Annotated in this window: 21 protein-coding genes; 17 read left to right on the plus strand and 4 right to left on the minus strand. The window is 61.3% G+C overall.

The features are described 5' to 3' along the window. The first annotated feature begins 80 nt into the window (after positions 1–80). The 10 genes from ACSQ13_RS15225 (at position 81) to ACSQ13_RS15270 (ending at position 6,921) form a co-directional block, all read left to right on the plus strand. The gene (locus ACSQ13_RS15225; RefSeq protein ID WP_255200245.1) at positions 81–929 is read left to right on the plus strand and encodes a helix-turn-helix domain-containing protein; all 849 of its coding nucleotides are present in this window, start codon (positions 81–83) and stop codon (positions 927–929) included. A gap of 197 nt (positions 930–1,126) precedes the next feature. Beyond that, the gene (locus tag ACSQ13_RS15230) at positions 1,127–1,909 is read left to right on the plus strand and encodes an urease accessory protein UreD (protein WP_295510444.1); all 783 of its coding nucleotides are present in this window, start codon (positions 1,127–1,129) and stop codon (positions 1,907–1,909) included. 1 nt (position 1,910) lies between these two features. After that, positions 1,911–2,213 (plus strand): urease subunit gamma, encoded by a 303-nt coding sequence (locus ACSQ13_RS15235; protein ID WP_008227618.1) that lies wholly within the window; start codon positions 1,911–1,913, stop codon positions 2,211–2,213. 12 nt (positions 2,214–2,225) lie between these two features. Continuing rightward, the gene (locus ACSQ13_RS15240) at positions 2,226–2,411 is read left to right on the plus strand and encodes a hypothetical protein (protein WP_295510448.1); all 186 of its coding nucleotides are present in this window, start codon (positions 2,226–2,228) and stop codon (positions 2,409–2,411) included. Continuing rightward, the gene (locus ACSQ13_RS15245) at positions 2,408–2,713 is read left to right on the plus strand and encodes an urease subunit beta (protein ID WP_176251003.1); all 306 of its coding nucleotides are present in this window, start codon (positions 2,408–2,410) and stop codon (positions 2,711–2,713) included. Before ACSQ13_RS15240 ends, ACSQ13_RS15245 begins: the two co-directional genes overlap by 4 nt. Positions 2,714–2,738: 25 nt before the next feature. Continuing rightward, positions 2,739–4,448: an urease subunit alpha gene (ureC, locus tag ACSQ13_RS15250; RefSeq protein WP_295510451.1), complete on the plus strand. Its 1,710-nt coding sequence runs from the start codon at positions 2,739–2,741 to the stop codon at positions 4,446–4,448. Between the two features lie 8 nt (positions 4,449–4,456). Further along, the gene (locus ACSQ13_RS15255; protein WP_176251005.1) at positions 4,457–4,909 is read left to right on the plus strand and encodes an urease accessory protein UreE; all 453 of its coding nucleotides are present in this window, start codon (positions 4,457–4,459) and stop codon (positions 4,907–4,909) included. Then, positions 4,909–5,544 carry an urease accessory protein UreF gene (locus ACSQ13_RS15260; protein WP_176251108.1) on the plus strand — a complete coding sequence of 212 codons (636 nt, stop codon included), beginning with the start codon at positions 4,909–4,911 and terminating at the stop codon, positions 5,542–5,544. The genes ACSQ13_RS15255 and ACSQ13_RS15260 overlap by 1 nt, the downstream gene beginning before the upstream one ends. After that, the gene (gene ureG / locus ACSQ13_RS15265) at positions 5,541–6,170 is read left to right on the plus strand and encodes an urease accessory protein UreG (RefSeq protein ID WP_176251006.1); all 630 of its coding nucleotides are present in this window, start codon (positions 5,541–5,543) and stop codon (positions 6,168–6,170) included. Before ACSQ13_RS15260 ends, ureG begins: the two co-directional genes overlap by 4 nt. A 133-nt stretch (positions 6,171–6,303) precedes the next feature. Further along, the gene (locus ACSQ13_RS15270; protein WP_176251007.1) at positions 6,304–6,921 is read left to right on the plus strand and encodes a CHAP domain-containing protein; all 618 of its coding nucleotides are present in this window, start codon (positions 6,304–6,306) and stop codon (positions 6,919–6,921) included. Here the strand turns inward: ACSQ13_RS15270 and ACSQ13_RS15275 are convergent. The 4 genes from ACSQ13_RS15275 to ACSQ13_RS15290 all read right to left on the minus strand — a co-directional run bounded on the left by ACSQ13_RS15275 (position 6,918) and on the right by ACSQ13_RS15290 (position 13,140). Then, positions 6,918–10,229 carry an error-prone DNA polymerase gene (locus ACSQ13_RS15275; RefSeq protein ID WP_295510457.1) on the minus strand — a complete coding sequence of 1,104 codons (3,312 nt, stop codon included), beginning with the start codon at positions 10,227–10,229 and terminating at the stop codon, positions 6,918–6,920. The two genes, ACSQ13_RS15270 and ACSQ13_RS15275, sit on opposite strands and share 4 nt — an antisense overlap. A gap of 60 nt (positions 10,230–10,289) precedes the next feature. After that, positions 10,290–11,834: a Y-family DNA polymerase gene (locus ACSQ13_RS15280; RefSeq protein ID WP_295510460.1), complete on the minus strand. Its 1,545-nt coding sequence runs from the start codon at positions 11,832–11,834 to the stop codon at positions 10,290–10,292. Beyond that, a complete protein-coding gene (locus tag ACSQ13_RS15285; RefSeq protein WP_176251009.1) occupies positions 11,725–12,459 on the minus strand; it encodes an ImuA family protein in 735 nt (244 codons plus the stop codon). The genes ACSQ13_RS15280 and ACSQ13_RS15285 overlap by 110 nt, the downstream gene beginning before the upstream one ends. Positions 12,460–12,606: 147 nt before the next feature. Continuing rightward, positions 12,607–13,140, minus strand: a complete 534-nt coding sequence (locus ACSQ13_RS15290) for a MarR family winged helix-turn-helix transcriptional regulator (protein WP_176251010.1) — start codon at positions 13,138–13,140, stop codon at positions 12,607–12,609. Between the two features lie 185 nt (positions 13,141–13,325). On the opposite strand from ACSQ13_RS15290, the gene ACSQ13_RS15295 reads away from it, so the two are divergent. The 7 genes from ACSQ13_RS15295 to ACSQ13_RS15325 all read left to right on the plus strand — a co-directional run bounded on the left by ACSQ13_RS15295 (position 13,326) and on the right by ACSQ13_RS15325 (position 24,973). Next, positions 13,326–15,500: a DEAD/DEAH box helicase gene (locus ACSQ13_RS15295; protein WP_295510466.1), complete on the plus strand. Its 2,175-nt coding sequence runs from the start codon at positions 13,326–13,328 to the stop codon at positions 15,498–15,500. A gap of 303 nt (positions 15,501–15,803) precedes the next feature. Further along, the gene (locus ACSQ13_RS15300; RefSeq protein WP_176251012.1) at positions 15,804–17,195 is read left to right on the plus strand and encodes an aminotransferase family protein; all 1,392 of its coding nucleotides are present in this window, start codon (positions 15,804–15,806) and stop codon (positions 17,193–17,195) included. Positions 17,196–17,321: 126 nt separating this feature from the next. Next, positions 17,322–17,579 (plus strand): glycine zipper 2TM domain-containing protein, encoded by a 258-nt coding sequence (locus ACSQ13_RS15305; protein WP_176251013.1) that lies wholly within the window; start codon positions 17,322–17,324, stop codon positions 17,577–17,579. A 120-nt stretch (positions 17,580–17,699) separates the two neighbouring features. Beyond that, positions 17,700–19,163: a PLP-dependent aminotransferase family protein gene (locus ACSQ13_RS15310; RefSeq protein WP_176251014.1), complete on the plus strand. Its 1,464-nt coding sequence runs from the start codon at positions 17,700–17,702 to the stop codon at positions 19,161–19,163. Between the two features lie 98 nt (positions 19,164–19,261). Continuing rightward, positions 19,262–21,040 carry a sulfoacetaldehyde acetyltransferase gene (xsc, locus tag ACSQ13_RS15315; protein ID WP_295510470.1) on the plus strand — a complete coding sequence of 593 codons (1,779 nt, stop codon included), beginning with the start codon at positions 19,262–19,264 and terminating at the stop codon, positions 21,038–21,040. 3 nt (positions 21,041–21,043) lie between these two features. Next, positions 21,044–22,126, plus strand: a complete 1,083-nt coding sequence (locus ACSQ13_RS15320) for an acetate/propionate family kinase (protein WP_176251016.1) — start codon at positions 21,044–21,046, stop codon at positions 22,124–22,126. A gap of 15 nt (positions 22,127–22,141) precedes the next feature. Beyond that, complete coding sequence (locus tag ACSQ13_RS15325) at positions 22,142–24,973, plus strand: molybdopterin oxidoreductase family protein (RefSeq protein WP_295510474.1); 2,832 nt, start codon at positions 22,142–22,144, stop codon at positions 24,971–24,973. Positions 24,974–25,032 lie beyond the last annotated feature (59 nt).

A 25,032-nucleotide genomic window follows, 5' to 3' on the forward strand; every position in this document is an offset into this window, starting at 1 on the left:
TCAAACAGATGTACCCCCAGCCTTGCATTGCGTGAATGGACCAATTGCGCAATCTCTGGTACTTATCGTGCATGACGCAAATGGCCCTTATCCCTGATTATCAACTTTATGGAGAGACCGAGGCCTTTCCTGATGTGGTACATTGCGAACATATCAAAGACCGAGCCCCCGAGCATGGCTGGCACATTGCCCCGCACCGCCATGCCCAATTGGCCCAGGTGTTTTTCATTCAAACAGGCCGCGCAAAGGCCGTGGTTGACGGGCTGGATTTTGATTTATCCGATAACCAGCTCTTCTATGTCCCAGCGCAGGCCGTTCACAGTTTTGCCTTTGCCCCGAACACCCAAGGCATGGTTCAGTCCTTTCCGGTCTCCATTCTCCGCAGCATTCTACCCGCAACCGAAGATGTGGCGCGGGGTCTGTCCTTGCCGTTTGTCGCGACCCCCGATGCGACATTGCTGGCCCTGATGGCCTTGCTCGACCGATCATTGGCAGACGCTCTGCCCTATCGAACCCAGACAGCGGTCGGGCTGGCCCATGCGGTGTTGTCAAAGACAGCCGCGCTTGGCCCCGCCCCCAGTGGTCAGGAAGGGACGAAACGCGATGACAGGCTGGCGCGTCTTGACCAGTTGATTGCCGAACATCAAACCGCAGGCTGGCGCGTGCGGGACTATGCGGCGCAAATGGGCCTCAGCACCGGACACCTAAGCCGCCTGTGCCGCACAACCAACGGCATGTCGGCATCAGCCTATATCGAGGCAAGCACAATCCAGGAAGCCTGCCGCCTGCTGGCCTTTACCCAACTTACGGTGGCCGAAGTGGGTTACAGGTTGGGGTTTGCCGATCCGTCCTACTTCTCCCGACGGTTTCGGGCGCTCCAGGGGCAGACGCCCTCGGCCTATCGTCAGCGGTTTGTCAGCCAACCCTAGGCCGACCGAAACGCGCCTAAAATTTGTGCACGCGTCAAAAAAACAGCCCGATTATTGGCCGACAGGTTCTGTTTGCCATCGCCCCCACTGCGAATCCCGCTAACCATAATCTGGTTTTTAACGCCACCGCGGAGGGGCCCATCAACATCGCATCCCATACCGATCTGGCATCACAGGTACAGACCCAGCCCCGTGCGTTGGGCACGCTGCGCGTGGTCAGCAAAACCTATGGCGCTGCCTCTGTTATTGGCGATCTGTATCAATCGGGATGCCTCAAGGCGCTGTTTCCCCGTGCGAATGCGGCCGGATTGACCGGCGTATTCCTGAACACCTCGGGCGGCATGACGGGGGGCGACCGCCTGTCGATCGACGCCGAGGCCGGTACGGGCAGCCGTCTGACATTGACCTCGCAAGCCGCCGAACGCGTCTATCTGGCCCAACCCGGCGCACCCGCACGGCTGACCACGACCCTTAACGTCGCAAAGGATGCGCGCATTGACTGGCTGCCGCAGGAAACGATCCTGTTCAACGGGTCCGCGCTGCACCGGCGGCTGGAGATTGATCTGGCCCCCGATGCCACGTTCTTTGGGGTGGAACCGCTGGTCTTTGGCCGTGTATCGATGGGCGAGACCCTGACCAAGGGCAGCTTTGCCGACAACATCACCCTTCGCCGCGATGGTGTGCCAATCTTTGCCGATGCCGTGCGCCTGTCAGGCGATATCGCAGCACAGCTATCCGGCCCGGCCACCGCACGCGGCCAGTTCGCCATGGCCAGCGTCATCTATGCCGCCGCCGATGCCGAAGCGGCGCTGAACCCCCTGCGCGCGCTGCTTCCGAATACCGCCGGGGCCAGCCTGATCCGGCCCGGTGTGCTGTATGCGCGCGTTCTTGCCCCCGACAGCTACATCCTGCGCCAGTCCTTGGTGCCGATCATTGCCCGCCTGCAGGGCGCGGCCCCACCCAAAACATGGATGCTTTGACATGCAGCTAACCCCCCGTGAAAAAGACAAACTCCTGATCGCCATGGCAGCCGAGGTCGCCCGCAAGCGCCTGGCCCGTGGCGTGAAACTGAACCACCCCGAAGCCATCGCCCTGATCACCGACACCGTCGTCGAAGGGGCCCGCGATGGCCGCAGTGTCGCCGACATGATGCAGGCCGGTGCCCAGGTCATCACCCGCGACCAATGCATGGAAGGCATCCCCGAGATGATCCACGACGTGCAAGTCGAAGCCACATTTCCCGACGGCACCAAGCTGGTCACCGTCCACAATCCTATCCGCTAGAAAGGCCCCGATATGAAACATCTGATGATCCTGCCCGCGCTGCTTTTGGCCTCTCCTGCCCTTGCCCACCCCGGTCTGCACCTTGCACCCCACGGTGCCGAATGGATGCCGGTTTTCATGGGTCTGGCCGTGATCGGCACCGCTGCCGCCATCGCCATGCGCGCCCGTCTCAAAGCCAAAGCGGCGGCAGGCAAATGATCCCCGGCGAAGTCTTTTGCGCCGAAGGTGACATCACCCTGAACGCAGGCCGCGACGCGATCACGCTGATGGTCGCCAACACCGGCGACCGCCCCGTACAAGTAGGCAGCCACTATCATTTCGCCGAAACCAACCCCGCATTGGATTTCGACCGCGCCGCCGCACATGGCTGCCGTCTGGACATCGCGGCAGGCACCGCCGTGCGTTTTGAGCCCGGCCAGCGCCGCGAGGTTCAACTGATCCCGCTGGCAGGTGATCGCAAGGTTTTCGGTTTCAACGCCGCAGTGATGGGCGCGCTTTAACGCGCAAAGAGGAAAGAGATCGACCATGACCACCAAACTCCCCCGCTCTGAATATGCCGCGATGTATGGGCCGACCACGGGCGACCGTCTGCGTCTGGCCGACACCGATCTGATCATCGAAGTTGAACGCGACCTGACCACCTACGGCGAAGAGGTGAAATTCGGCGGCGGCAAGGTGATCCGCGACGGGATGGGGCAGTCTCAGGTCACGCGCGCAAATGGCGCGGTCGATACCGTGATCACCAACGCGCTGATCGTGGACCATTCCGGCATCTACAAGGCCGACGTCGCCCTGAAAGACGGGCGCATCGCTGGCATCGGCAAGGCGGGCAACCCCGACACGCAGCCTAATGTCGATATCATCATCGGGCCGGGAACCGAGATTATCGCCGGCGAGGGTCGCATCCTGACCGCAGGCGGGTTCGACAGCCACATCCACTTTATCGCGCCCGAGCAGATGGAAGACGCGCTGCATTCCGGCGTGACCACCTGCTTCGGCGGCGGCACCGGCCCTGCCCACGGCACACTGGCCACCACCTGCACCCCCGGCCCCTGGCACATCGGGCGGATGTTGCAGGCCATGGACGGTGTGGTGATGAACATCGGCCTGTCCGGCAAGGGCAACGCCAGCCGACCCGGTGCCTTGATCGAAATGGTAAACGGCGGGGCCTGCTCCCTGAAACTGCACGAGGATTGGGGCACCACCCCTGCCGCGATTGATTGCTGCCTGTCGGTGGCCGATGACATGGACGTGCAGGTGATGATCCACACCGATACGTTGAACGAATCCGGCTTTGTCGAACATACGCTCGCCGCCATGAAAGGCCGCACGATCCACGCCTTTCACACCGAAGGTGCGGGCGGTGGCCACGCGCCGGACATCATCAAGATTTGCGGCGAAGAACACGTCTTGCCGTCGTCCACCAACCCGACGCGCCCCTTCACGGTGAACACTTTGGAAGAGCATCTGGACATGCTCATGGTCTGTCATCACCTTGATAAATCGATCCCCGAAGACGTCGCCTTTGCCGAAAGCCGGATCAGGCGCGAGACGATTGCCGCCGAAGATATCCTGCATGACATCGGCGCGTTTTCGATCATCGCCAGCGACAGTCAGGCGATGGGCCGTGTGGGAGAGGTGTTGATCCGCACATGGCAAACCGCAGACAAGATGCGCAAACAGCGCGGGCGTCTGCCCGAAGAAACCGGCGATAACGACAACTTCCGCGTCAAACGCTACATCGCGAAATACACGATCAACCCTGCGATCGCCCATGGGGTCAGCCGCGAAATCGGGTCCATCGAGGTTGGTAAAAAGGCCGATCTGGTGCTGTGGAACCCCGCCTTCTTTGGCGTGAAACCTGAAATGGTGCTGATGTCGGGCATGATCGTCGTGGCGCAAATGGGCGATCCGAATGCGTCGATCCCCACGCCGCAGCCCGTCTATACCCGCCCCATGTTCGGGGCCTATGGCAGCGCGCTTCAACATTGCGCCGTGACGTTCATCTCCGAGGCCGCGCAATCAAACGGGTTGCGCGATCAGCTGGGCCTTTCCAAGCAGACCATCGCGGTCAAGAACACCCGCAATATCGGGAAATCCGACCTGATCCACAATTCTGCCACCCCCAAGGTCGAGGTGAACCCCGAAACCTACGAGGTACGCGCAGACGGCGAATTGCTGACCTGCGAACCCGCCGAAACCCTGCCCATGGCACAACGCTATTTCATGTTCTGAGGCCCGATATGACCGACCTTACCCCCGCCCACACCATCAAGCGCAGCGGCCATTGGGATGATGCCCATGACTGCTGTGTGCTGACCTATGACGAACGGTTCCTGCGCCGCAAACGCCTGCTGACCGCCCGTAACCAAGGGTTCCTTGTCGATCTGCCGCATACGGAATCGCTGAACCACGGGGATGCGTTCCAACTGGAAGACGGCAAACTGATCGAGGTCATCGCGGCCGAGGAAGCCTTGCTAGAGATCACCGGCGACGATCTGGTGCGGCTGGCGTGGCATATCGGGAACCGTCATTGCCCCTGTCAGGTCGAACCGACACGTCTGCTGATCCAGAACGACCACGTGATCCGCGACATGCTGGGCAAGCTGGGCGCGACCCTGCGCGATGTGTCGGAACCCTTCATTCCCGAAGGCGGTGCCTATGGCCACGGGCGCACCCACAGCCACGCGCATTGATGCAGACACAGGCGCTGATAACGCTGGCCCAATGGCTGTCGCCCAGTTTTCCCATTGGCGCGTTCAGCTATAGCCACGGGCTGGAAATGGCCGTGCATGATGGCACGATCCATGAGGCCACGTCCCTGCAAGCGTGGCTTGGCGGCATTATCACCCACGGCGCTGGCCGGACCGACGCGATCCTGCTTGGCGCTGGCTACCGTGGCGAAGGGGTGAAGGACGTTGATGCGCTGGCGCGTGCCTTGGCACCGTCATCAGAACGGTTGACTGAAACCGCACAACAGGGCGCTGCCTTTGTGCGGGTGGTCAATGACGTCTGGGGGCATGACCTGCCTGACCTGACATTGCCCGTGGCATTCGGTGCGGCCTGTGCGGCGCAAGGATTGCCGTTGCAAGACGCGGCCCAGATGTTCCTTCATGCTTTCGTCAGCGCGCTGGTCTCTGCCGCGATCCGGGCCGTGCCTTTGGGGCAAACCGACGGGCAACGGGTGATCACCGCCCTTGCCCCCCTGTGCCAGCAGACCGTGGAAACCGCGCTGACCCAGACCATTGACGACATCGGCAGCGCCTGTTTTCTGGCCGACATTGCCTCGATGCAACATGAAACGCTTTACTCAAGGATGTTCCAGACATGACCTCACCTCATGGCCCTTTGCGGATCGGAATCGGCGGACCTGTTGGTGCGGGTAAAACCACGCTGACGGCTGCCCTGTGTCGGGCCATGCGTGACCGCTGGTCCATTGGCGTGATCACCAACGACATCTACACCCAGGAAGACGCCGAAGCGTTGATGCGCATGCAGGTGCTGCCCCAGGACAGAATCATCGGGGTCGAAACCGGCGGCTGCCCGCACACCGCAATCCGCGAGGATGCGTCGATCAATCTGGCCGCTGTCGCACGGATGCAGGAGCGACACCCCGATCTGGACTGCATCCTGATCGAATCGGGCGGCGACAACCTGTCGGCCACATTTAGCCCCGAACTGGCCGACATCACTTTATATGTCATCGACGTGGCCGCAGGCGAGGAAATCCCCCGCAAGGGCGGCCCCGCAATCACCAAGTCGGACATCCTGATCATTAATAAAACAGACCTCGCGCCCTATGTCGGGGCGTCGTTGGATGTGATGGACCGTGACGCGAAACGTATGCGCGGCGACCGCCCGTTTGTCTTTGCCGCGATGAAATCAGACAAGGGCGTGGCCGAGGTTCTGGACCTGATCGTGAAAATCGGTGGATTACAAATGGTTCCCGCCGATTAACAATTTGTAACAAAAGCGGCGGATTTTTGCCGTTGGTTAACGGACTGCTTTGATCTTTGTCAAAAATCGACAAAAGTCGCCCGAGCTTTGCGGGGACAGTAAAGCACAGGCTAACAACCATCGGGGACAGTAAATGAGCGTGAAACACGCCTTGGCGACAAAATTCGGCATTCCATTTCTTCTGGTAGGCATGCTTTTCGCTGCTGGCTGCGCGCGCGCACCGGCCGAGCTTCAGACCATTTCCTCGGCTGGGATTAACCCCGATCTTCACGCCATGGCGATTCAGGAAGTACGCGCCTTGCAATCCAAAGGGGCCCGCGTCTGGTGTGTGCCCTTTGCGCGCAACGCCAGTGGCGTGAACATCCGCGGCAATGCGAACACCTGGTGGAACCAGGCGAACGGGCAATACGCCCGCGGCAAGAAACCAGCTGTTGGCGCGGTCATGGCGTTCAAAGGAACACGTCGAAATCCTATGGGCCATGTTGCTGTGGTATCCGAAGTGGTTTCCCCCCGCGAGGTTCTGGTCGACCACGCCAATTGGAAGCGCAACAAGATCTCCCTGCGGATGAGCGTGATCGACGTGTCTGCGGGCAACGATTGGTCCGATGTCCGTTTGGAAAGCCAGTCCGACTCTTACGGCAGCGTTTACCCGATCAATGGCTTCATCTACCCCGAAAACACGTTTCATCCCAAAGCTGACAACGCGCCCAAGCCTGTCTTTGCTTTCATGGGTGCGCCTGCAAAATCCTAATGAAAATCACGTGACTTTGGTATCACCCGCACATCGCGCGGGTGTTGCCTGGGGGCGACCTGTCCGGGGATCGGATGGGTCGGGTGATCGCCGCGCACGGTTGTCTGCGGCACGCGTTCGGCGCTAAGCCGGTCCAGCCGGTCAGTGCGGTTCTCCAGCCGGTCGGCCACCACATGGATCACCCGCCCGTCCGTCTGCATCCGCCCATGCACCACCAGCAGCCGCGCCGACATGATGACGGGGCGGTAATGTTCGAACAGCTTGGGCCAGATCACCAGATTGGCCACACCTGTTTCGTCCTCTAGCGTAATAAAGCACACGCCCTTGGCGCTGCCCGGTTTTTGCCGCACCAGCACCAGCCCGGCCAGCGATACTTTTCGCCCGTGGTTCAGACTTGGCAAATCCCCTGCGGCAATGAACCCCTGCTTGCGCAAACTCCTGCGAAAAAAGCTGATCGGATGCGCCTTAAGCGACAGGCGCAGCGTCTGGTAATCGGCCACCACCTGTTCGGCTTGCGGCATCGCGGGCAAGAGCACGGGCGGTTCCGCCCCTTCATCGCGGGCATCGGCATGGGTGAAAATCGGCAGATCGGGCGCGTCTTTCAACGCCTGCGCCTGCCACAGCGCCTGACGCCGGTCGATCCCCATGTTGCGCATCGCGTCTGCCTCGGCCAGCTTGCGGATCTGGCCACGATCCAGCCGCGCACGGTTTTTCAGGTCGGCCACATCGACATAGGGCCGGTCGCGGGCATCCATGATCCGCGCCGCCGCGTCTTCGCGCATCCCGTCGACCTGCCGCATCCCCAAGCGCAGGGCAAAGCCATCAGCAGACGGTTCCAGCGTGCAGTTCCAGTCGGAATAATCCACATCAACCCCGCGCACCTCGACCCCGTGTTCACGGGCATCGCGCACGATCTGCGCGGGCGCATAGAACCCCATCGGCTGGCTGTTCAGCAGCGCACAGGCAAAGGCCGCCGGATAATGGCACTTCATCCAGCTCGACACATAGACCAGCTTGGCAAAGCTGGCCGCGTGGCTTTCGGGAAAGCCGTATTCACCGAACCCCTTGATCTGGTCAAAACAGCGCTGCGCGAATTCGGGGTCATAGCCACGCTCGGTCATCCGCCCGACCATTTTGGTTTGCAGCGTTTCAATCGTGCCGCGCGACCGGAAGGTTGCCATCGCCTTGCGCAATTCGTTCGCTTCCTTGGGCGAGAATTTCGCAGCATCAATCGCGATCTTCATCGCCTGTTCCTGAAAGATCGGCACCCCCAGCGTCCGCCCCAGAATCTTCAGCAACTCGTCCTGCGGATGCTCAGGCCCCGGTGCCGGATAGCTGACACCTTCCTGCCGTTGGCGGCGGCGCAAAAACGGATGCACCATATCGCCCTGAATGGGGCCGGGGCGCACGATCGCCACCTCGATCACCAGATCATAGAACACACGCGGGCGCAGCTTGGGCAGCATCGCCATCTGCGCCCGGCTTTCCACCTGAAACACCCCCAGACTGTCCCCCGCGCACAGCATGTCATAGGTCGCATCATCATCCGGCGGGACGGTCGCCAGTTCCTTGTCATCGTTGTAATGCGCCCGCATCAGGTCAAAGCATTTGGCAATGCAGGTCAGCATCCCAAGTGCCAGAATATCGACCTTGAAAATCCCAAGCGCGTCGATGTCATCCTTGTCCCATTCGATGAAACTGCGGTCGGGCATGGCCCCGTTGCCGATGGGCACCATTTCGGTCAGGGGGCGTTCGGTCAGGATGAACCCGCCCACATGCTGGCTCAGGTGGCGCGGCATGCCGGTCATTTCCCGCGCCAACATCAATACGCGGCGCAGGTACGGGTCCGACAGGTCCATCCCTGCTTCCTTGACGCGATCATCCCCCACCGATGCCTCGAAACTGCCCCAGACGGTGCTGGCCAGCTTGCTGGTCACATCCTCGGACAGCCCCATCGCCTTGCCCACCTCGCGGATGGCGGAACGGGGGCGGTAATGAATCACCGTCGCACAAAGCCCCGCCCGCGTGCGCCCGTATTTGGCGTACATGTACTGGATCACTTCCTCGCGGCGCTCATGTTCGAAATCAACGTCAATATCGGGCGGCTCGTCGCGCTCCTCGCTTAAGAACCGTTCGAACAGCACGTCATGTTCGGCAGGGTCCACCGCCGTGATGCCAAGACAGAAACAAACGGTGGAATTGGCGGCAGATCCGCGCCCCTGACACAGGATCGGCGGCTGCGCATCCTGGCGGGCAAAGCGCACGATGTCGTTGATGGTCAGGAAATACCGCGCGATCTTCTTGGACCGGATCAGCGCGAATTCCTTTTCGATGATTGCCTTGATCCGGTCGGGCACGCCTTGCGGGTAACGCCCGGCGGCCCCCTCCCAGGTCAGGCGCTCCAACTCCTCCTGGGCGGTGCGTCCCTCTGGCACGATCTCGTGCGGGTATTCATATTTCAGATCATCCAGACTGAAGGTACAGGCATCCGCCAGCCTGCGCGTTGCCGCAACCGCATGGGGCCAGGCGGCGAACAAACGGCACATCTCGGACGGCGGTTTCAGATAGCGTTCGGCATTCGTTTGCAGCAGAAACCCCGCCGTATTGATCGTGCGCCCCTCGCGGATGCAGGTCATGACGTCCTGCAAGGGGCGGCGGCTGGCGGCGTGATACAACACGTCATTGGTGGCCAGTATTCCCAGCCCGTGCGCCTTTGCGATGCGATCCAACTGGTTGATCCGCGCCACATCATCACCACGGTACAGATACGCCGCCCCCACATGCCGCAGCCCCGGCAAGACCCGCAGCAAGCGCGGCAATCCGGCCTCGAACACCTGCAACCCCTCGGGTGGCATCACGATCAGCTCAAGGCCCTCGGCATGATCCGCGACCATCTCAAGCGTCAGATGGGTGGTGCCCTTTTCCTGCCAGCCGCCATCGACATCGGCCATCTTGCCCTTGGACAGCAACGTAGACAGCCGCGCATAGGCATCCCGGTCACGGGGATAGGCCAGCAGATCGGTGCCACACATCAGCACCAACCTTGCACCAATGATGGGCCGTATCTTGGCTTTCGCCGCCTCGGAATACACCCGAACCACACCGGCCAAGGTATTGCGGTCCGCAATCCCCATCGCGTCATAGCCCAGCAGATTGGCAGTCGCCGTCAGATCAACCGCATCCGACGCGGCGCGCAGGAACGAGAAACAACTGGCCACCCCCAGCTCCACATAGGGGCTGGGCGGATGCCATTGAAACGGGTCTTCAGCCTCGATCGTGCGGCGTGGCAGGGCGTCATTCTGCGGCATCGCCTTGTCCCTTTATGGGAGAGCGGGAGGGATGTGGCCGCAGGTGCAGGTCTGCGGTCCTCATGCGAAAACACCGTGCAGAAACCACAGCGGGTCGCCGCCACGCCCGTCGCCCAACACACCCTGCCGGTAAATCCAGAACCGCCGCCCGTCCTGTACCTCGACCTTGTAATAATCGCGCAGCCGCGTGCCGGGCTTGTCGCGCCACCATTCCGGCGCGATCCTTTCCGGCCCCTCGAACCGCGCCATGTGATAGGCCACGCGCCGCCATTGAAACCGCGCGGGCGGGCCTTCGGGCACGGCATAAAGCACGGTGACTTCCTCGGCCGGGTCCAGCAGACGCAAGGGGCGTTCCCGGGTCATCTCGGGGGCCACCGCAGCGCTATGGGCAATCGCGGGCACGCGGGTTTCGACCCGTTCGGGCAGATGGCTTTGCACCCATGCGGACCATGTGATTTTCTCGGGGCCCAACCGCGCCGTCAGCCGGTCCAATAAAGCCACCACATCGCGCCCCGCATCGCGGCTGCCGTCCAGATGGTCCTGATGCAACGACAGCGGTTCAACCCGCAGCGCCTCGAGCGTCAGCAGATCGAACCCGAAACCGGGGTCGATGCCATCCAGCTTGCCGGTCAGCAGCCGCAGCAGATGCGCCGGATCGCGCGTCGCTACGGCGGTTCTTACATCGCGGCTGCGCCATTCGCCGTCGACGCGGTAGATCGTCAGCCGCAACACCCGTGCGCCCTGTTCCCCCTTGGCCAGATCGGCACATAACGCATCGGCCAGCGCGGGCAGTTGCGGTACCGGATCAATCACCGGCTCGGGCAGGCGCACGCGGGCCAGCCAGACCTGCGCATCCGGCGGCGCGTTCAGCGGATCGGCGGCGCGGCCCGTGGCGCGGTCCAGCAACACCAGCGGATTGCGATCTTCGGCCAGCCCCGAAAACCGCCGCATCAGCGCCACGCGCGGTACATCCGCCAGCGCGCCGATGGTTTTCAACCCCAGACGCGTCAGCAGCCGCAGCATGTCATCGCTTAACCGCAACGCCGCCACAGGCAACGGGGCAAGCTGCGCCATCATCGTATCCTTGTCACACACCACAGACGCAGGCCCATGGCGCGCCAGCATTTGCGCGGCCCCGCGCGTGGGGGCCATGGCCAGCCGTACGCTGAGCCCCTGCATCTTGAAACGTGTGGCCATGTCGCGCAGCATCGCGGCTTCGCCCCCGAACAGATGCGCGGCCCCTGTGACATCCATGACGATGCCATCCTGACCATCGCGTACCGTCCACGGGCACCAGCGCCGCGCCCAATGGGCCAACCGTTCCAGCAGCTTGTAATCGCCCGCCGCATCCGCCCGTTCCACATGCAAGTCGGGATAGATCGCCTGCACATCGACCACACGTGCGCCCCCCGCGATGCCCAGCGCGCGCGCCGTTGCGTTCATCGCGTGAATGACAGGACCATGGGCCCCTTCGCGCACCAGCACCACGGGCACATCATCCGCCGGTGGCGTGCGATGCTGGGTGATGATCCGCCGCCAGCGTTCCATCGCCAGGTCCGGGAAATAGACCGAGACGATCCGCGGGTCGCCCTGCTGCCCTGTCATAGCTTGCCATCCAGACACCGGGCGCGCGGCCACGGGCGCGGAACAAATCCGCCTCCCATATCGGCATGCCGGGGGCTTGGGCATTGTACCGGTTGCCGCCCGAAGGCCGCGACCGCAGCCGCCAGCGTTCGCGCGCCGCACTGAGCGCGCCGTGATCGCCGGACCGGATCAACCACAAAGGCACCCCCGAACTTTCCGCCCGTAGCGCCAGCCGTTTGGTGGCGGTGAAACTCAGCACCTCGGGCGCGCCGTGAATTTCGCCCACCACCGCAGACAGGCCCGCGCAACTCGCCCCTTCCTCCATCGCCCACAGAACATCGCGGGGATGGCTGACCTCGACCCGCAGGATGTTGCCGTTGAAGCCAAAGTGCCGCAACGCAGCCCCGTAAAGCCGCCCGTTTTCGCGCCGCGACATGCGGTCTTGAATCCACATAACCGGGTCCTTGCTGTCGGGCAGACACGCCAGCACAAACCCCGTCGCCGCCGCATCGAAGGGCGCGTCGGGCAGCGCGTCGCGCAGGATGGCACCGCCCATAGGTGGGGCCATATGCCGGTCCGGTACGTCCTTCGTCAGGCGCTTGCCAGACAGGGAAATCACTGGGGTAAATTGGGAATCGGGTTTCATGCATCCCTCCATATGTTCACTTTTTGTTCTACATGAAAAGGGCAGGTTTGACGAGGCTGATTTCAACCCTGCCGGTCAATTTCAGCTAAGCCCAAGCAATCCTTTTATATTCTGAACTTCGTAGGCCAAAAGGTGGCGGCAGCACTATCACAGATGTGAAGGCCAACGCGTCTCCTTGAAAAAGATATCACGCCTTTGGGCAAAAGCGGCTAGGGCAAGCAAATCATTCAGCTGGTCCACTTCGGCAACGGACAAAGGCGCAAGCACGCTTTCATTCCGGTGCAAAACCTCTTGCAGGATGCGTTCGTTCACCATGTGGCCCTTGGGCGTTACACTGATTATCGTCGCACGGGCATCTTGGACATCAGGTTCAGATTTAATCAGCGCTTTGCCAATCAGCACCTTTATCAGACGGCTGAGCTGGCTTTTATCCATCACCAGCAATTCGGCCATATCCCCCGCCCGCATCGAATCATGGGCATGCGCCACAGCCAAAAGCCACCATTCATTCAGGCCGAGGTCGAACATCCGTTCCATCCAATGTTGACCTGCACATGTGTTGATTGCTGTCAGGCGGGCAATGCGAAAAGTCACGACATCCACAACCGACGACACCTCCGGGTGCTTGGTCAACCGGGGTATAATGAAGCCTGCATCGCGATGATCATCGCTTAATGCCATCTTTCCGCCTTTGGATGGCAGATACCACAAAAGCGGCCTCCGGTCCGGAATTCACAGGTTTTGACAAAGTCATGTACATTCGGGACGCAAACGATTAGGGACGGGCGCAACACTCGGCTGGCGTGCGCGCCACTGCCGTGCCGCGCGCATTTAAGCCGCCCTTTTTAATCAGTCAGGACTTACCGTTGATCCAAACCATCGCAGACGCGCTTGCCAAACAAGGCTATGAAACGCTCACACCCGTACAACAGGCGGTCACAGATCCGGCCCTTGCCGACGCTGACCTCTTGGTATCCGCACAAACCGGATCAGGCAAGACCGTTGGCTTTGGTCTGGCGATCGCGCCAACCTTGCTCGGCGGCTCCGAGAAATTCGGCCATGCCGGTGCCCCCCTTGCGCTGATCATTGCCCCCACCCGGGAACTGGCCATGCAGGTCAGCCGCGAATTGACCTGGCTTTATGGCCCGGCCGGCGCTGTCGTCACCACCTGTGTGGGCGGCATGGACACGCGCACCGAACGGCGCGCACTGGACCGCGGCGCGCATGTTGTTGTCGCAACACCGGGCCGCTTGTGCGACCACATCAAGCGCAACAACATCAACCTGTCGGACATCCGCGCCGTGGTGCTGGACGAAGCCGACGAAATGCTGGACCTCGGATTCCGGGACGAGCTTGAATTCATCCTTTCGGAAGCCCCCGAAGAACGCCGCACGTTGCTGTTCTCTGCGACAGTTCCTGCCGCGATTGCCAAGCTGGCGAAATCCTATCAGCGCAACGCACAGCGCGTCGAAACCATCGGCGAGGCCAAGCAGCACACCGATATCGAATACCGCGCCCTGACCGTGCACCCGCGCGACACGGAAAACGCAATCATCAACGTGCTGCGTTTCTACGAGGCGAAAAACGCCATCGTATTCTGCAACACCCGCGCCGCTGTGGCGCGCCTGACCACACGCTTTACCAACCGTGGTTTTTCGGTCGTGGCGCTGTCGGGCGAGCTGTCGCAATCCGAACGTACCAACGCGCTGCAAGCGTTGCGTGACGGCCGCGCCCGCGTCTGTATCGCGACGGATGTTGCGGCACGCGGTATCGATTTGCCCAACCTCGAACTGGTGATCCACGCCGATCTGCCGTCGAACTCCGACACGCTGCTGCACCGCTCCGGCCGCACGGGCCGCGCGGGGCGCAAAGGTGTGTCCGCCCTGATCGTGCCTGCAAAACTGCGCAGCAAAGCCAACCGCCTGATCGGTGGTGCCAAGCTGAAAGTCGAATGGGCCAACCCGCCCTCGGCCGAAGAGGTCAACGCCGAAGATGAAAAGCGTTTGCTGGCTGATTCCGCATGGTCCGATCCGATCCCTGAAGATGCGGTGGGTTTCGTCGCCAATCTGGTGAAACAGTTCAGCGCCGAACAACTGGCGACAGCTTTTGTGAACCTCTACCGTGCGCGTCAATCCGCACCGGAACAGCTGGCCGAACCCGGGACACCTGCCGATGAAAAGCCGCGTGGCGATTTTGGCCCGTCTGTGTGGTTCTCGATCTCTGTCGGGCGCAACCAGGACGCAGAACCACGCACCATCCTGCCGATGATCTGCCGCATGGGCGATCTGACCAAGGATGACGTGGGCGCGATCCGTGTGCAGCCCAGCCATACCTTTGTCGAAATCCTGGCCACCTCCGAGGCCAAGTTCGTCAATGCGCTTGGCCCCGATATGAAAGTCGAAGACGGTGCAATCGTCACCAAGCTGGACAAGGCACCTGACCTGTCGCGTGGTCCCAAGCCCGGCGGCCGCGGCCCCAAGCCTGATCGTGGCCCCAAGCCCGACCGCGGCCCCCGCCCCGAACGTGCGCCGCGCCCGGCCTATGACCCCGATGCCCCAAGAGCACCGTACAAACCCCGCGCCGAAACCGCAGAAGCGCCTGTCGCCTACAGCGAAAAACCGCGCGGCCCAAAGCCACAGGGCGACAAGCCACGCGGTGACAAACCCAAGTTCGAAAAACCCCGCGCCCCCAAAGGTGAACGGCCGCCAAAGTCTCACAAGACAGAACGCACCCCGATGAAAGCCGGCGCAGCGCCCAAGCCAAAGTCGAACCCGAAACCAGACGCCTTTGAAAAGCCCGCAGCCAAGCCAAAGGCCAAAGCGGTCTGGAAGAAAGAGAAATCCGACGCGCCACGCGGTGATGCAAAGCCAGCGGCAGACAAGCCGTTCAATGCGCGCGCAGCTGATCCGTCCAAGCGTTTCGTGCCCCCGAACAAGCTGGGTCAGGCTGGCGGCAAACCAAAGGGCGGCAAGCCTGCTGGCAGACCAAAAGGCGGCGAAGGTGCACCCAAACGTGCAAAAAGCAGCTTCCGCCCCAAATAAGCGATATCAAAGCACGCGGTTCACGCCGCGTGCTTTGCACATCCAGCCTTCAGCAACACACGACAGCAACAGACAACGCCCGAAAAGCCGCCCGGAATTTTCAAAAATTCCGGCCCGTTTTCTTTGAAAGAAAACGCCATCAAGCCGCTGATGTTTTCTAAACCGTCGCGGCTCCCTGTCATTTGGACCTAAAGATAGGTGCCGACTGGCCCTACTGTACCCTTCCCATTTGCGCTGATGTCATATCAAACTAGGCTGTATAATCACGCCTATACCCATCCTCATATTCGAAAGGTCAGCCCCATGGACGGCACATTCAACGAGAACGACATCTCCCGTGTGGTCGAGGCCGACCGCGCCCATATCTGGCACCACCTGAGCCAGCATAAACCCTACGAGACAACCGACCCCCGCATCATCGTCGAAGGCAAGGGCATGCGGGTCTGGGATCAAAAGGGCAAAGAGCATCTGGATGCCGTGTCCGGTGGCGTCTGGACCGTCAACGTCGGCTATGGCCGCGAAAGCATCGCCAATGCCGTGCGCGACCAGTTGATCAAGCTGAACTATTTCGCAGGCTCTGCCGGGTCGATCCCGGGGTCGATCTTTGCTGAAAAGCTGATCGAAAAAATGCCGGGGATGAGCCGGGTGTACTATTGCAACTCTGGCTCCGAGGCGAACGAGAAGGGCTTCAAGATGGTCCGCCAGATCGCTCACAAGCGCTATGGCGGCAAAAAGCACAAAATCCTGTACCGTGATCGCGATTATCACGGCACGACCATCGCCTGCCTGTCCGCTGGCGGTCAGGATGAACGCAATGCGCAATACGGCCCTTTCACCGACGGGTTCGTGCGCGTGCCCCATTGCCTCGAGTATCGCAAATTCGAACAGGACGGTGCGCCCGATGAAAATTACGGCGTTTGGGCGGCAGACCAGATCGAAAAGATCATCCTTGCCGAAGGCCCCGATACCGTTGGCGGGCTGTGCCTTGAACCCGTGACCGCAGGCGGCGGCGTGATTACGCCCCCCGATGGCTATTGGGAGCGCGTGCAGGAAATCTGCCGCAAGTATGACATCCTGCTGCACATCGACGAAGTCGTCTGCGGCGTGGGGCGCACCGGCGAATGGTTCGGCTATCAGCATTACGGCATCAAGCCCGACATGGTGACGATGGCCAAAGGTGTTGCCTCGGGCTATGCCGCCATCGCCTGCCTTGTGACCACCGAAGAGGTGTTCAACATGTTCAAGGACGATGCCAGCGATCCGATGAACTACTTCCGCGATATTTCGACCTTTGGCGGCTGTACTGCCGGCCCAACGGCGGGCATCGAAAACATGGCGATCATCGAGCGTGAAAACCTGCTGCAGAACACCACGAACATGGGCCACTATATGCTTGAGCAGCTCGAAGAGCTGTCGGACAAATATTCGGTCATCGGTCAGGTGCGCGGCAAAGGTTTGTTCCTTGGGGCAGAACTGGTTCAGGACCGCAGCACACGCGAGCCGGTCGTTGAAAAGATGGTGCAGGCCGTGGTGGCCGATTGCATGGCCCAAGGGGTCATTATCGGTGCCACCAACCGTTCCTTGCCGGGCAAGAACAATACGCTGTGCTTCAGCCCTGCCCTGATCGCCATGAAAGACGATATCGATGAAATCATCGCAGCGGTCGATGGCGCGATGGGACGTGTGTTCGGGTAACGCAGGGAGGCAATCAAACGCCGCCCCCGACAATCCACATGGCTATTTGTTGCCGACCGCTGAAATTAGGCTGGAACTTTATTCGACACGCTGCGTTTATCCAGTGAACGTAAACCGGAGAATACCATGAAAAAGTTTTTGATGATCCTGCCACTGCTTGGCGCAGTTGCAGCCTGTGACACACAAAACCAGTCCGCCTTGACTGGTGCAGCCGCGGGAGCCGCTTTGGGTGCCGTCGTTTCCAACGACAGTGACCGCACAAAAGGTGCCGTTCTTGGCGGCCTGGCTGGTGCAGCTGCCGGTGCCTACATCGGTCGCGGCGCGAACGGTCAGTGCGTTTACCAGAACTCTGCTGGCCAGCGCTACACGGCTGCTTGCCCATAAGCGCTGCTGCTTAGAGCACAGACAAACAATCAGGCCTCGGCATTTGCCGGGGCCTTTTTTGTGGGGCTGACGGATAATGCCAGATTGCACCGCAGCTAAGTCCAGCCTAGGCTCGATGCCATGGCGCTTCCTGTTGAAACATTTTTTTTGCACCCCGACGCACAGGGCACACTGCAACAGCAGATCCAGCAGATGATTGCCCAAGGCATCTTGACCGGACGCTTTGGCACAGGCGAGAAATTACCCTCCACGCGGAAACTGGCAGCGCATCTGGGGATCAGCCGGATCACGGTGACCATCGCCTATACCGAGCTGTTGGCGAATGACTACCTGACCTCCAGGGGGCGATCCGGCTATTATGTTTCGGAAAACGCGCCCGCCCCGCCGCAATTTACCCCCGCTGAAAACACCCCCGATGCCGTCGATTGGACACGCGCCATCGGGCAGCGGTTTAGCGGCGGCGTGACCCCGATCAAACCACAGGACTGGGCCAGCTATCGGTATCCGTTCATCTACGGGCAGGCGGACCCGACATTATTCGATCATGCCAACTGGCGGCTTTGTGCGCTTCAGGCCTTGGGGCAGCGCGACTTTACGGCGTTGACGACAGATTACTATGATCAGGACGATCCCAAGCTGATTGAATTCATCGCACGCCATTCCCTGCCACGGCGGGGGATATCGGCCCGACCCGAACAGATATTGATCACGCTGGGGGCGCAGAATGCTTTGTGGCTTACCGCGCAGGTTCTGCTGACCCAACGCCGCCGCGCCGCACTTGAGGACCCCTGCTATCCCGCACTTCGGGATATCTTGACCCAATCGCGCTGCCACATGTCGCCCGTGCAGGTGGATCAAGAAGGGCTGATACCCGATGCCATTCCCGACGATACCGATGTGATATTTACCACCCCCAGCCACCAATGCCCCACGACCGCGACCATGCCCATGGCACGGCGTCGGGCTTTGCTGGACCGCGCCCGCGCTTTGGATGCGCTGATCGTCGAGGATGATTACGAGTTCGAGATGTCGTTCCTGAAATCCCCCTCACCCTCGCTCAAATCGCTCGATCAGGACGGGCGCGTGATCTATGTCGGCAGCTTTTCGAAATCGCTGTTTCCCGGTCTGCGCCTTGGCTATCTGGTCGGCTCCGAACCGTTCATCCGCGAGGCGCGCGCCCTGCGTGCATCCGTCTTGCGGCATCCGCCGGGGCATATCCAGCGCACGGCTGCCTATTTCCTGTCGCTGGGTCACTACGACGCGCTGGTCCGCCGGATGAGCAACGCTCTGCATAAACGCCGCACGGTGATGGAGGACGCGATCAAGGCAAACGGGCTGCAAATCGCAGGGCGCGGTGCCTATGGCGGGTCGTCTTTCTGGATGCGCGCGCCGGATCACATCCGCACCGATGATCTGGCCATGCGGTTGCGGGCAAAATCCGTGCTGATCGAACCCGGTGCGCCATTTTTCAACGGAGACGCGCCACCGCAAAATTATTACCGACTTGCCTATTCGTCGATCCCGGCCGCGCAAATTGCTGCCGGTATTGCCCATGTGGCCCAGGCAATCGGTGGCCGTGGCTAAACTGGCCTTATCCAGCCGCTGCTGCTGGCCCTAACCCGTATGCGCTCCACCGCCTACTGTGCCTGTAAATCAAAATCACCTCCAAGGATGCCCCCGACATGAAGATGACCACCGAAGAAGCCTTTGTGAAAACCCTTCAGATGCACGGCATCGACAACGCGTTCGGGATTATCGGGTCGGCGATGATGCCGATCTCTGACATTTTCCCTGACGCGGGCATCACATTCTGGGATTGCGCCCACGAAGGCAGCGCCGGCATGATGGCAGACGGTTTCACCCGCGCGACCGGCAAGATGTCGATGATGATCGCGCAGAACGGTCCCGGCATCACCAACTTTGTCACGGCTGTGAAAACCGCCTATTGGAACCACACGCCCTGCCTGTTGGTCACACCCCAAGCCGCGAACAAGACCATCGGCCAAGGCGGCTTCCAAGAGATGGAGCAGATGAACCTGTTCGCCGATTGCGTCGCCTATCAGGAAGAAGTCCGCGACCCGTCGCGCATCGCCGAAACCCTGAACCGTGTCATCATGCAGGCCAAACGCGCCTCGGCCCCCGCGCAGATCAACGTGCCGCGCGATTTCTGGACCCAAGTGATCGACATCGACCTGCCCGAAATCGTGGCGTTCGAGCGTCCCTCGGGCGGTGAAGTGGCCATCACCAAGGCGGCAGAGTTGCTGTCGAATGCCAAGTTTCCGGTGATCCTGAACGGTGCCGGCGTGGTGCTGGCGCAAGGCGGGATCGAGGCAAGCAAGGTGCTGGCCGAACGCCTGTCGGCACCCGTGTGTGTCGGCTATCAGCACAACGACGCCTTCCCCGGCGGGCATCCGCTGTTTGCGGGGCCGTTGGGCTATAACGGGTCAAAGGCGGGGATGGAGCTGATTGCGAAAGCCGATGTCGTTCTGGCCCTTGGCACGCGGTTGAACCCGTTTTCGACCCTGCCCGGCTATGGCATTGACTACTGGCCCAAGGACGCCAAGATCATTCAGGTCGATATCAACCCCGACCGCATCGGCCTGACCAAAAAGGTGACCGTTGGCATCGTCGGTGACGCCACCAAAGTTGCCACCGCGCTGCTGGCCAATCTGTCGGAATCCGCTGGCGATGAGGGGCGCGAGGACCGCAAAGCCACCATAGGTGCCACCAAGTCGAAATGGGCGCAACAACTGTCCGGCATGGACCACGAAGACGACGATCCAGGCACAACCTGGAACGAACGCGCGCGCGCGGACAAACCCGACTGGATGAGCCCCCGCATGGCGTGGCGTGCGATCCAATCCGCGCTGCCTGCCAATGCGATCATATCGTCCGACATCGGCAACAACTGCGCCATCGGCAACGCCTATCCATCGTTTGACGAGGGCCGCAAATATCTGGCCCCCGGTCTGTTCGGCCCCTGTGGCTATGGCCTGCCCGCCATTGTCGGGGCCAAGATCGGTTGCCGTGATGTCCCTGTTGTGGGGTTTGCCGGCGATGGTGCCTTTGGCATTTCGGTCAATGAACTGACGGCGATTGGCCGCGGCGAATGGCCCGCCGTGACCCAGGTCGTGTTCCGCAACTACCAATGGGGTGCTGAAAAGCGCAATTCGACCCTGTGGTTCGATGACAACTTTGTCGGGACCGAGCTGGACGAACAGGTGTCCTATGCTGGCATCGCGCAGTCGTGCGGTTTGCAGGGCGTCGTGGCGCGGACAATGGACGAACTGACCGCCGCGCTGAACAAGGCCATCGACGACCAGATGAACCACGGCAAAACCACCCTGATCGAGGCGATGATCAATCAGGAACTGGGCGAACCCTTCCGCCGTGACGCGATGAAGAAACCCGTATCGGTCGCGGGCATCAGCAAAGACGACATGCGCGCCCAGACGGTCTAGGGCATGGCGGGCACCCATATCCTTGTGATCAATGCAGGGTCGTCTTCGATCAAGACGGCCTTGTTTGACGGTGATCTGGCCGAAGTCCTTCGGATCGAGGCGACAGGCATTGGCGGTATCGGTGCGGTCAAGACGGGCGCGGCCTCAGAACCTGCCGATCTGCCCGATAATGCCGCAGCGTTGGCCGCCATCTTTGACGCGCTGTCACGGCAGGGCATTACCCTGACCTCACTACGCGCTGTGGCGCACCGCGTTGTGCATGGCGGCACCGCGCTAACCGCCCCGCACCGCATCACACCCGCCATTCGCCAAGCCATCGTCGATTGCATCCCGCTTGCCCCGTTGCATAACCCGCATCATCTGGCAGCGATTGACGCGGTTTCAGCGCTTGCCCCCGACCTGCCGCAATGCGCCAGTTTCGACACGGCGTTTCACGCCACGATTCCCGACCTCGCCCGCCGCTATGCCCTGCCGGACCGCCCCGATCTTGCCGGGCTGCAACGCTACGGGTTTCACGGCACCAGCTACGCCGCCCTTGTGCGCAACCTGCCCCAGCAAAGCGGCACCCTGCCCAAACGCTTGCTGGCGTTTCACCTTGGCAACGGCGCGTCTGCCTGTGCGATCCTTGACGGCCAAAGCGTGGCCACCACGATGGGCTATTCGCCGCTATCGGGCCTGACCATGGGCACACGGGTAGGAGAGATCGACGCAGGTGCCGTGCTGCGCCTTGTCCGCCAACTCGGGCTGGATCAGACTGAAACCCTGCTGAACCATCACTCCGGTCTTCTGGGGCTATCCGGCATCAGTTCAGACATGCGGACACTTGAAAACAGCGACACCCCCAAGGCCCGCTTTGCCATCGACCATTTCTGCTATTGGGCCGCCCGTCAGGCGGGGTCGTTGATCGCGGCCATGGGCGGGCTGGATGCTGTGGCCTTTACGGGCGGCATTGGCGAAAACTCTGCCCTGATCAGGACTGCTGTTCTTGACAAGCTGTCATGGATGGGAAAGTTTCCCAGCTATACCGTTGCTGCGCAGGAAGAAATTCAGATCGCCGGCGAAGCCAACGCCCTGCTGACCACCTGAGAAAAGAGAGCAAGGATGACGCATAAGCAACCCGTTCTTGACCTTAGCCCGCCCGTATCCGACGAGATCCGAAAAACCACCTGCTATATGTGCGCCTGCCGCTGCGGCATTAATGTCCATATGAAGGCCAACGGCGACGGCGACATGAAGGTCGCCTATATCGAAGGCAACCGCGACCATCCCATCAACAAAGGCGTCCTATGCGCCAAGGGCAGCGCCGGCATCATGCAGCACAATGCCCCCGCGCGGCTGCGCAAGCCGCTCAAACGTGTGGGCGAACGCGGGTCAGGCGAATTCGAGGAAATCGAGTGGGACGAGGCATTGCAAATCGCGACCGATTGGCTGGCCCCCATTCGTGCCGAAACCCCTGAAAAGCTGGCGTTCTTCACGGGCCGCGATCAATCGCAAAGCTTCACATCCTACTGGGCGCAAAACTTTGGCACGCCGAATTACGCGGCGCATGGCGGGTTCTGTTCGGTCAACATGGCGGCGGCAGGCATCTATACGATGGGCGGCGCGTTCTGGGAATTCGGCCAACCCGACTGGGACCACACCAAACTTTTCATGCTGTTCGGCGTGGCCGAGGATCACGACAGCAACCCTATCAAGATGGGCATCGGCAAGATCAAGGCACGCGGCGCGCGGGTCATTGGCGTCAACCCGATCCGCACCGGCTATAACGCCGTGGCGGATGATTGGGTCGGCATCACACCGGGCACCGACGGGCTGTTCATTCTGTCGATGATCCACTGCCTGATGAAGGCCGGGCGCATAGACCTTGATTACCTCGCACGGTTCACCGATGCGCCGGTGCTGGTAAACGGCGACCCTGCATCGCCCGACTTTGGCCTGTTCCTGCGCGATGCAAACGGCAAGCAACAGGTGATCTGCCGCAAGACCGGCACGTTGACCGTCTTTGACCAACCCGGCGTGCGGCCTGATCTATCCGCCACCCATGTTGTCGGCGACATCACCCACCGCCCAGTCTTTCACCACATGGCCGAAAAATATCTGACCGAAGATTACACCCCCGAAGCTGTCGCCGACCGCTGCGGTATCCCTGCGAAACGCATCCGCGCCATCGCCGCAGAAATTGCCCGTGTCGCCTTTGACGAAGCGTTCGAGCTGGACCACGAATGGACCGACTTCCGGGGCGACGTTCACAAGACCATGACCGGCCGGCCGGTGTCATTCCACGCCATGCGCGGGATTTCCGCCCATGCCAACGGGTTCCAGACCTGCCGCGCGCTGCATACACTCCAGATCATCCTTGGCACGGTCGAGGTGCCCGGCGGCTTTCGCTTCAAACCGCCCTATCCCAAACCCGCAACCGCGCACCCCAAACCCCATTGCGGCGTGACGCCCGGCAAACCGCTGGACGGCCCGCATCTAGGGTTCGTCCAAGGCCCCGCCGATCTGGCGCTGAAACCCGACGGAAGCCCCGCCCGCATCGACAAGGCCTTCACCTGGGAAAACCCGATGAGCGCCCATGGCCTGATGCATATGGTGATCTCGAACGCCCATGCGGGGGATCCCTACAAAATCGACACGCTGTTCCTGTATATGGCGAATATGTCGTGGAATTCGTCGATGAACACCGGCGGCGTGATGCAGATGCTGACCGACAAGGACGCAAGCGGCGATTACGTAATCCCGCATGTCATCTACTCGGATGCCTATAGCTCGGAAATGGTCGCCTTTGCCGATCTGATCCTGCCCGACACAACCTATCTGGAACGCCACGATTGCATCAGCCTGCTGGACCGCCCGATTTCCGAGGCCGGTGCCGCCGCCGACGCGATCCGCTGGCCCGTGGTGGAACCCGACCGCGATGTGCGCGGGTTTCAATCGGTACTCTGCGATCTGGGCGCGCGGCTTGGCCTGCCCGGTTTTGTCGATGACACAGGTGGCCAGAAATACGCTGACTACGCCGACTATATCGTGAACCACGAACGCCGCCCCGGCATCGGCCCGCTGGCGGGGTTTCGCGGCGCGGATGGCACCGATACCGGACACGGTGCGCCAAACCCCGATCAACTCGACCGCTATATCAAGAACGGCGGCTTCTTCACCCATCACATCCCGGATGGCGCGCAATATTACAAACCCTGGAACACCGCCTATCAGGATTGGGCGGTGCAAACCGGCCTGTTCGACGCCCCGCAACCCTATCTGTTTTCGCTCTATGCCGAACCGCTACGCCGCTTCCAGCTCGCAGCCGAAGGGCACGGCGACCGCCAGCCCCCCGACCACCTGCGCGCACGCATCAAACACACCATGTCACCCCTGCCGATCTGGTATGAAACCGACCAACAGGGCAACGATGGCTTTACCATCACCGCGCTGACCCAACGCCCCATGGCAATGTACCACAGCTGGGGCAGCCAGAACGCGTGGCTGCGCCAACTCCACGGCCACAACCCGCTTTATGTCCCCACCAAACTGATGCGCGAACACGGCCTGTCCGATGGGGACTGGGCGCGCGTCACCTCCCCCCACGGCGAAATCACCGTGCCGGTCCTCGAAATGGCGGCGCTGAACGACAACACCGTCTGGACATGGAACGCCATCGGCAAACGCAAAGGGGCCTGGGCGCTCGGTGATACCGCCCCCGAAGCCACCAAAGGGTTCCTTCTCAACCACCTGATCCATGAACTGCTCCCGCCCAAAGGGGACGGGCTGCGCTGGTCCAACTCCGATCCAATCACCGGCCAGGCGGCCTGGTTCGACCTCAAAGTCAAAATCGAAAAAGCCCCCGCCCAGTCAGAATCCAAACCCGCCACCCCGAAACAAAAATCGCCGGTCCCGGCCGCCGCCCGAAACCTCGCCTGGAAAACCACCGACTAACCCTCGGTTCTCTGGCTCGAAAATATCCCGGGGGTATGGGGGCTGGCCCCCACTCCGAC

It is taken from the genome of Sulfitobacter sp. SH22 (genome assembly GCF_965641905.1).
Taxonomy (GTDB): domain Bacteria; phylum Pseudomonadota; class Alphaproteobacteria; order Rhodobacterales; family Rhodobacteraceae; genus Sulfitobacter.

Bases quoted from the DNA above. Each gene is read 5' to 3' on its own strand.
- ACSQ13_RS15290 (WP_176251010.1), bottom strand. From the start codon at position 13,140: ATGGCATTAAGCGATGATCATCGCGATGCAGGCTTCATTATACCCCGG.
- ACSQ13_RS15325 (WP_295510474.1), top strand. From the start codon at position 22,142: ATGACGCATAAGCAACCCGTTCTTGACCTTAGCCCGCCCGTATCCGAC.
- ACSQ13_RS15310 (WP_176251014.1), top strand. From the start codon at position 17,700: ATGGCGCTTCCTGTTGAAACATTTTTTTTGCACCCCGACGCACAGGGC.
- xsc (WP_295510470.1), top strand. From the start codon at position 19,262: ATGAAGATGACCACCGAAGAAGCCTTTGTGAAAACCCTTCAGATGCAC.
- ACSQ13_RS15255 (WP_176251005.1), top strand. From the start codon at position 4,457: ATGACCGACCTTACCCCCGCCCACACCATCAAGCGCAGCGGCCATTGG.
- ACSQ13_RS15240 (WP_295510448.1), top strand. From the start codon at position 2,226: ATGAAACATCTGATGATCCTGCCCGCGCTGCTTTTGGCCTCTCCTGCC.
- ACSQ13_RS15270 (WP_176251007.1), top strand. From the start codon at position 6,304: ATGAGCGTGAAACACGCCTTGGCGACAAAATTCGGCATTCCATTTCTT.
- ACSQ13_RS15225 (WP_255200245.1), top strand. From the start codon at position 81: ATGGCCCTTATCCCTGATTATCAACTTTATGGAGAGACCGAGGCCTTT.
- ureG (WP_176251006.1), top strand. From the start codon at position 5,541: ATGACCTCACCTCATGGCCCTTTGCGGATCGGAATCGGCGGACCTGTT.
- ACSQ13_RS15320 (WP_176251016.1), top strand. From the start codon at position 21,044: ATGGCGGGCACCCATATCCTTGTGATCAATGCAGGGTCGTCTTCGATC.
- ACSQ13_RS15305 (WP_176251013.1), top strand. From the start codon at position 17,322: ATGAAAAAGTTTTTGATGATCCTGCCACTGCTTGGCGCAGTTGCAGCC.
- ureC (WP_295510451.1), top strand. From the start codon at position 2,739: ATGACCACCAAACTCCCCCGCTCTGAATATGCCGCGATGTATGGGCCG.
- ACSQ13_RS15245 (WP_176251003.1), top strand. From the start codon at position 2,408: ATGATCCCCGGCGAAGTCTTTTGCGCCGAAGGTGACATCACCCTGAAC.
- ACSQ13_RS15300 (WP_176251012.1), top strand. From the start codon at position 15,804: ATGGACGGCACATTCAACGAGAACGACATCTCCCGTGTGGTCGAGGCC.
- ACSQ13_RS15260 (WP_176251108.1), top strand. From the start codon at position 4,909: ATGCAGACACAGGCGCTGATAACGCTGGCCCAATGGCTGTCGCCCAGT.
- ACSQ13_RS15275 (WP_295510457.1), bottom strand. From the start codon at position 10,229: ATGCCGCAGAATGACGCCCTGCCACGCCGCACGATCGAGGCTGAAGAC.
- ACSQ13_RS15235 (WP_008227618.1), top strand. From the start codon at position 1,911: ATGCAGCTAACCCCCCGTGAAAAAGACAAACTCCTGATCGCCATGGCA.
- ACSQ13_RS15285 (WP_176251009.1), bottom strand. From the start codon at position 12,459: ATGAAACCCGATTCCCAATTTACCCCAGTGATTTCCCTGTCTGGCAAG.
- ACSQ13_RS15280 (WP_295510460.1), bottom strand. From the start codon at position 11,834: ATGACAGGGCAGCAGGGCGACCCGCGGATCGTCTCGGTCTATTTCCCG.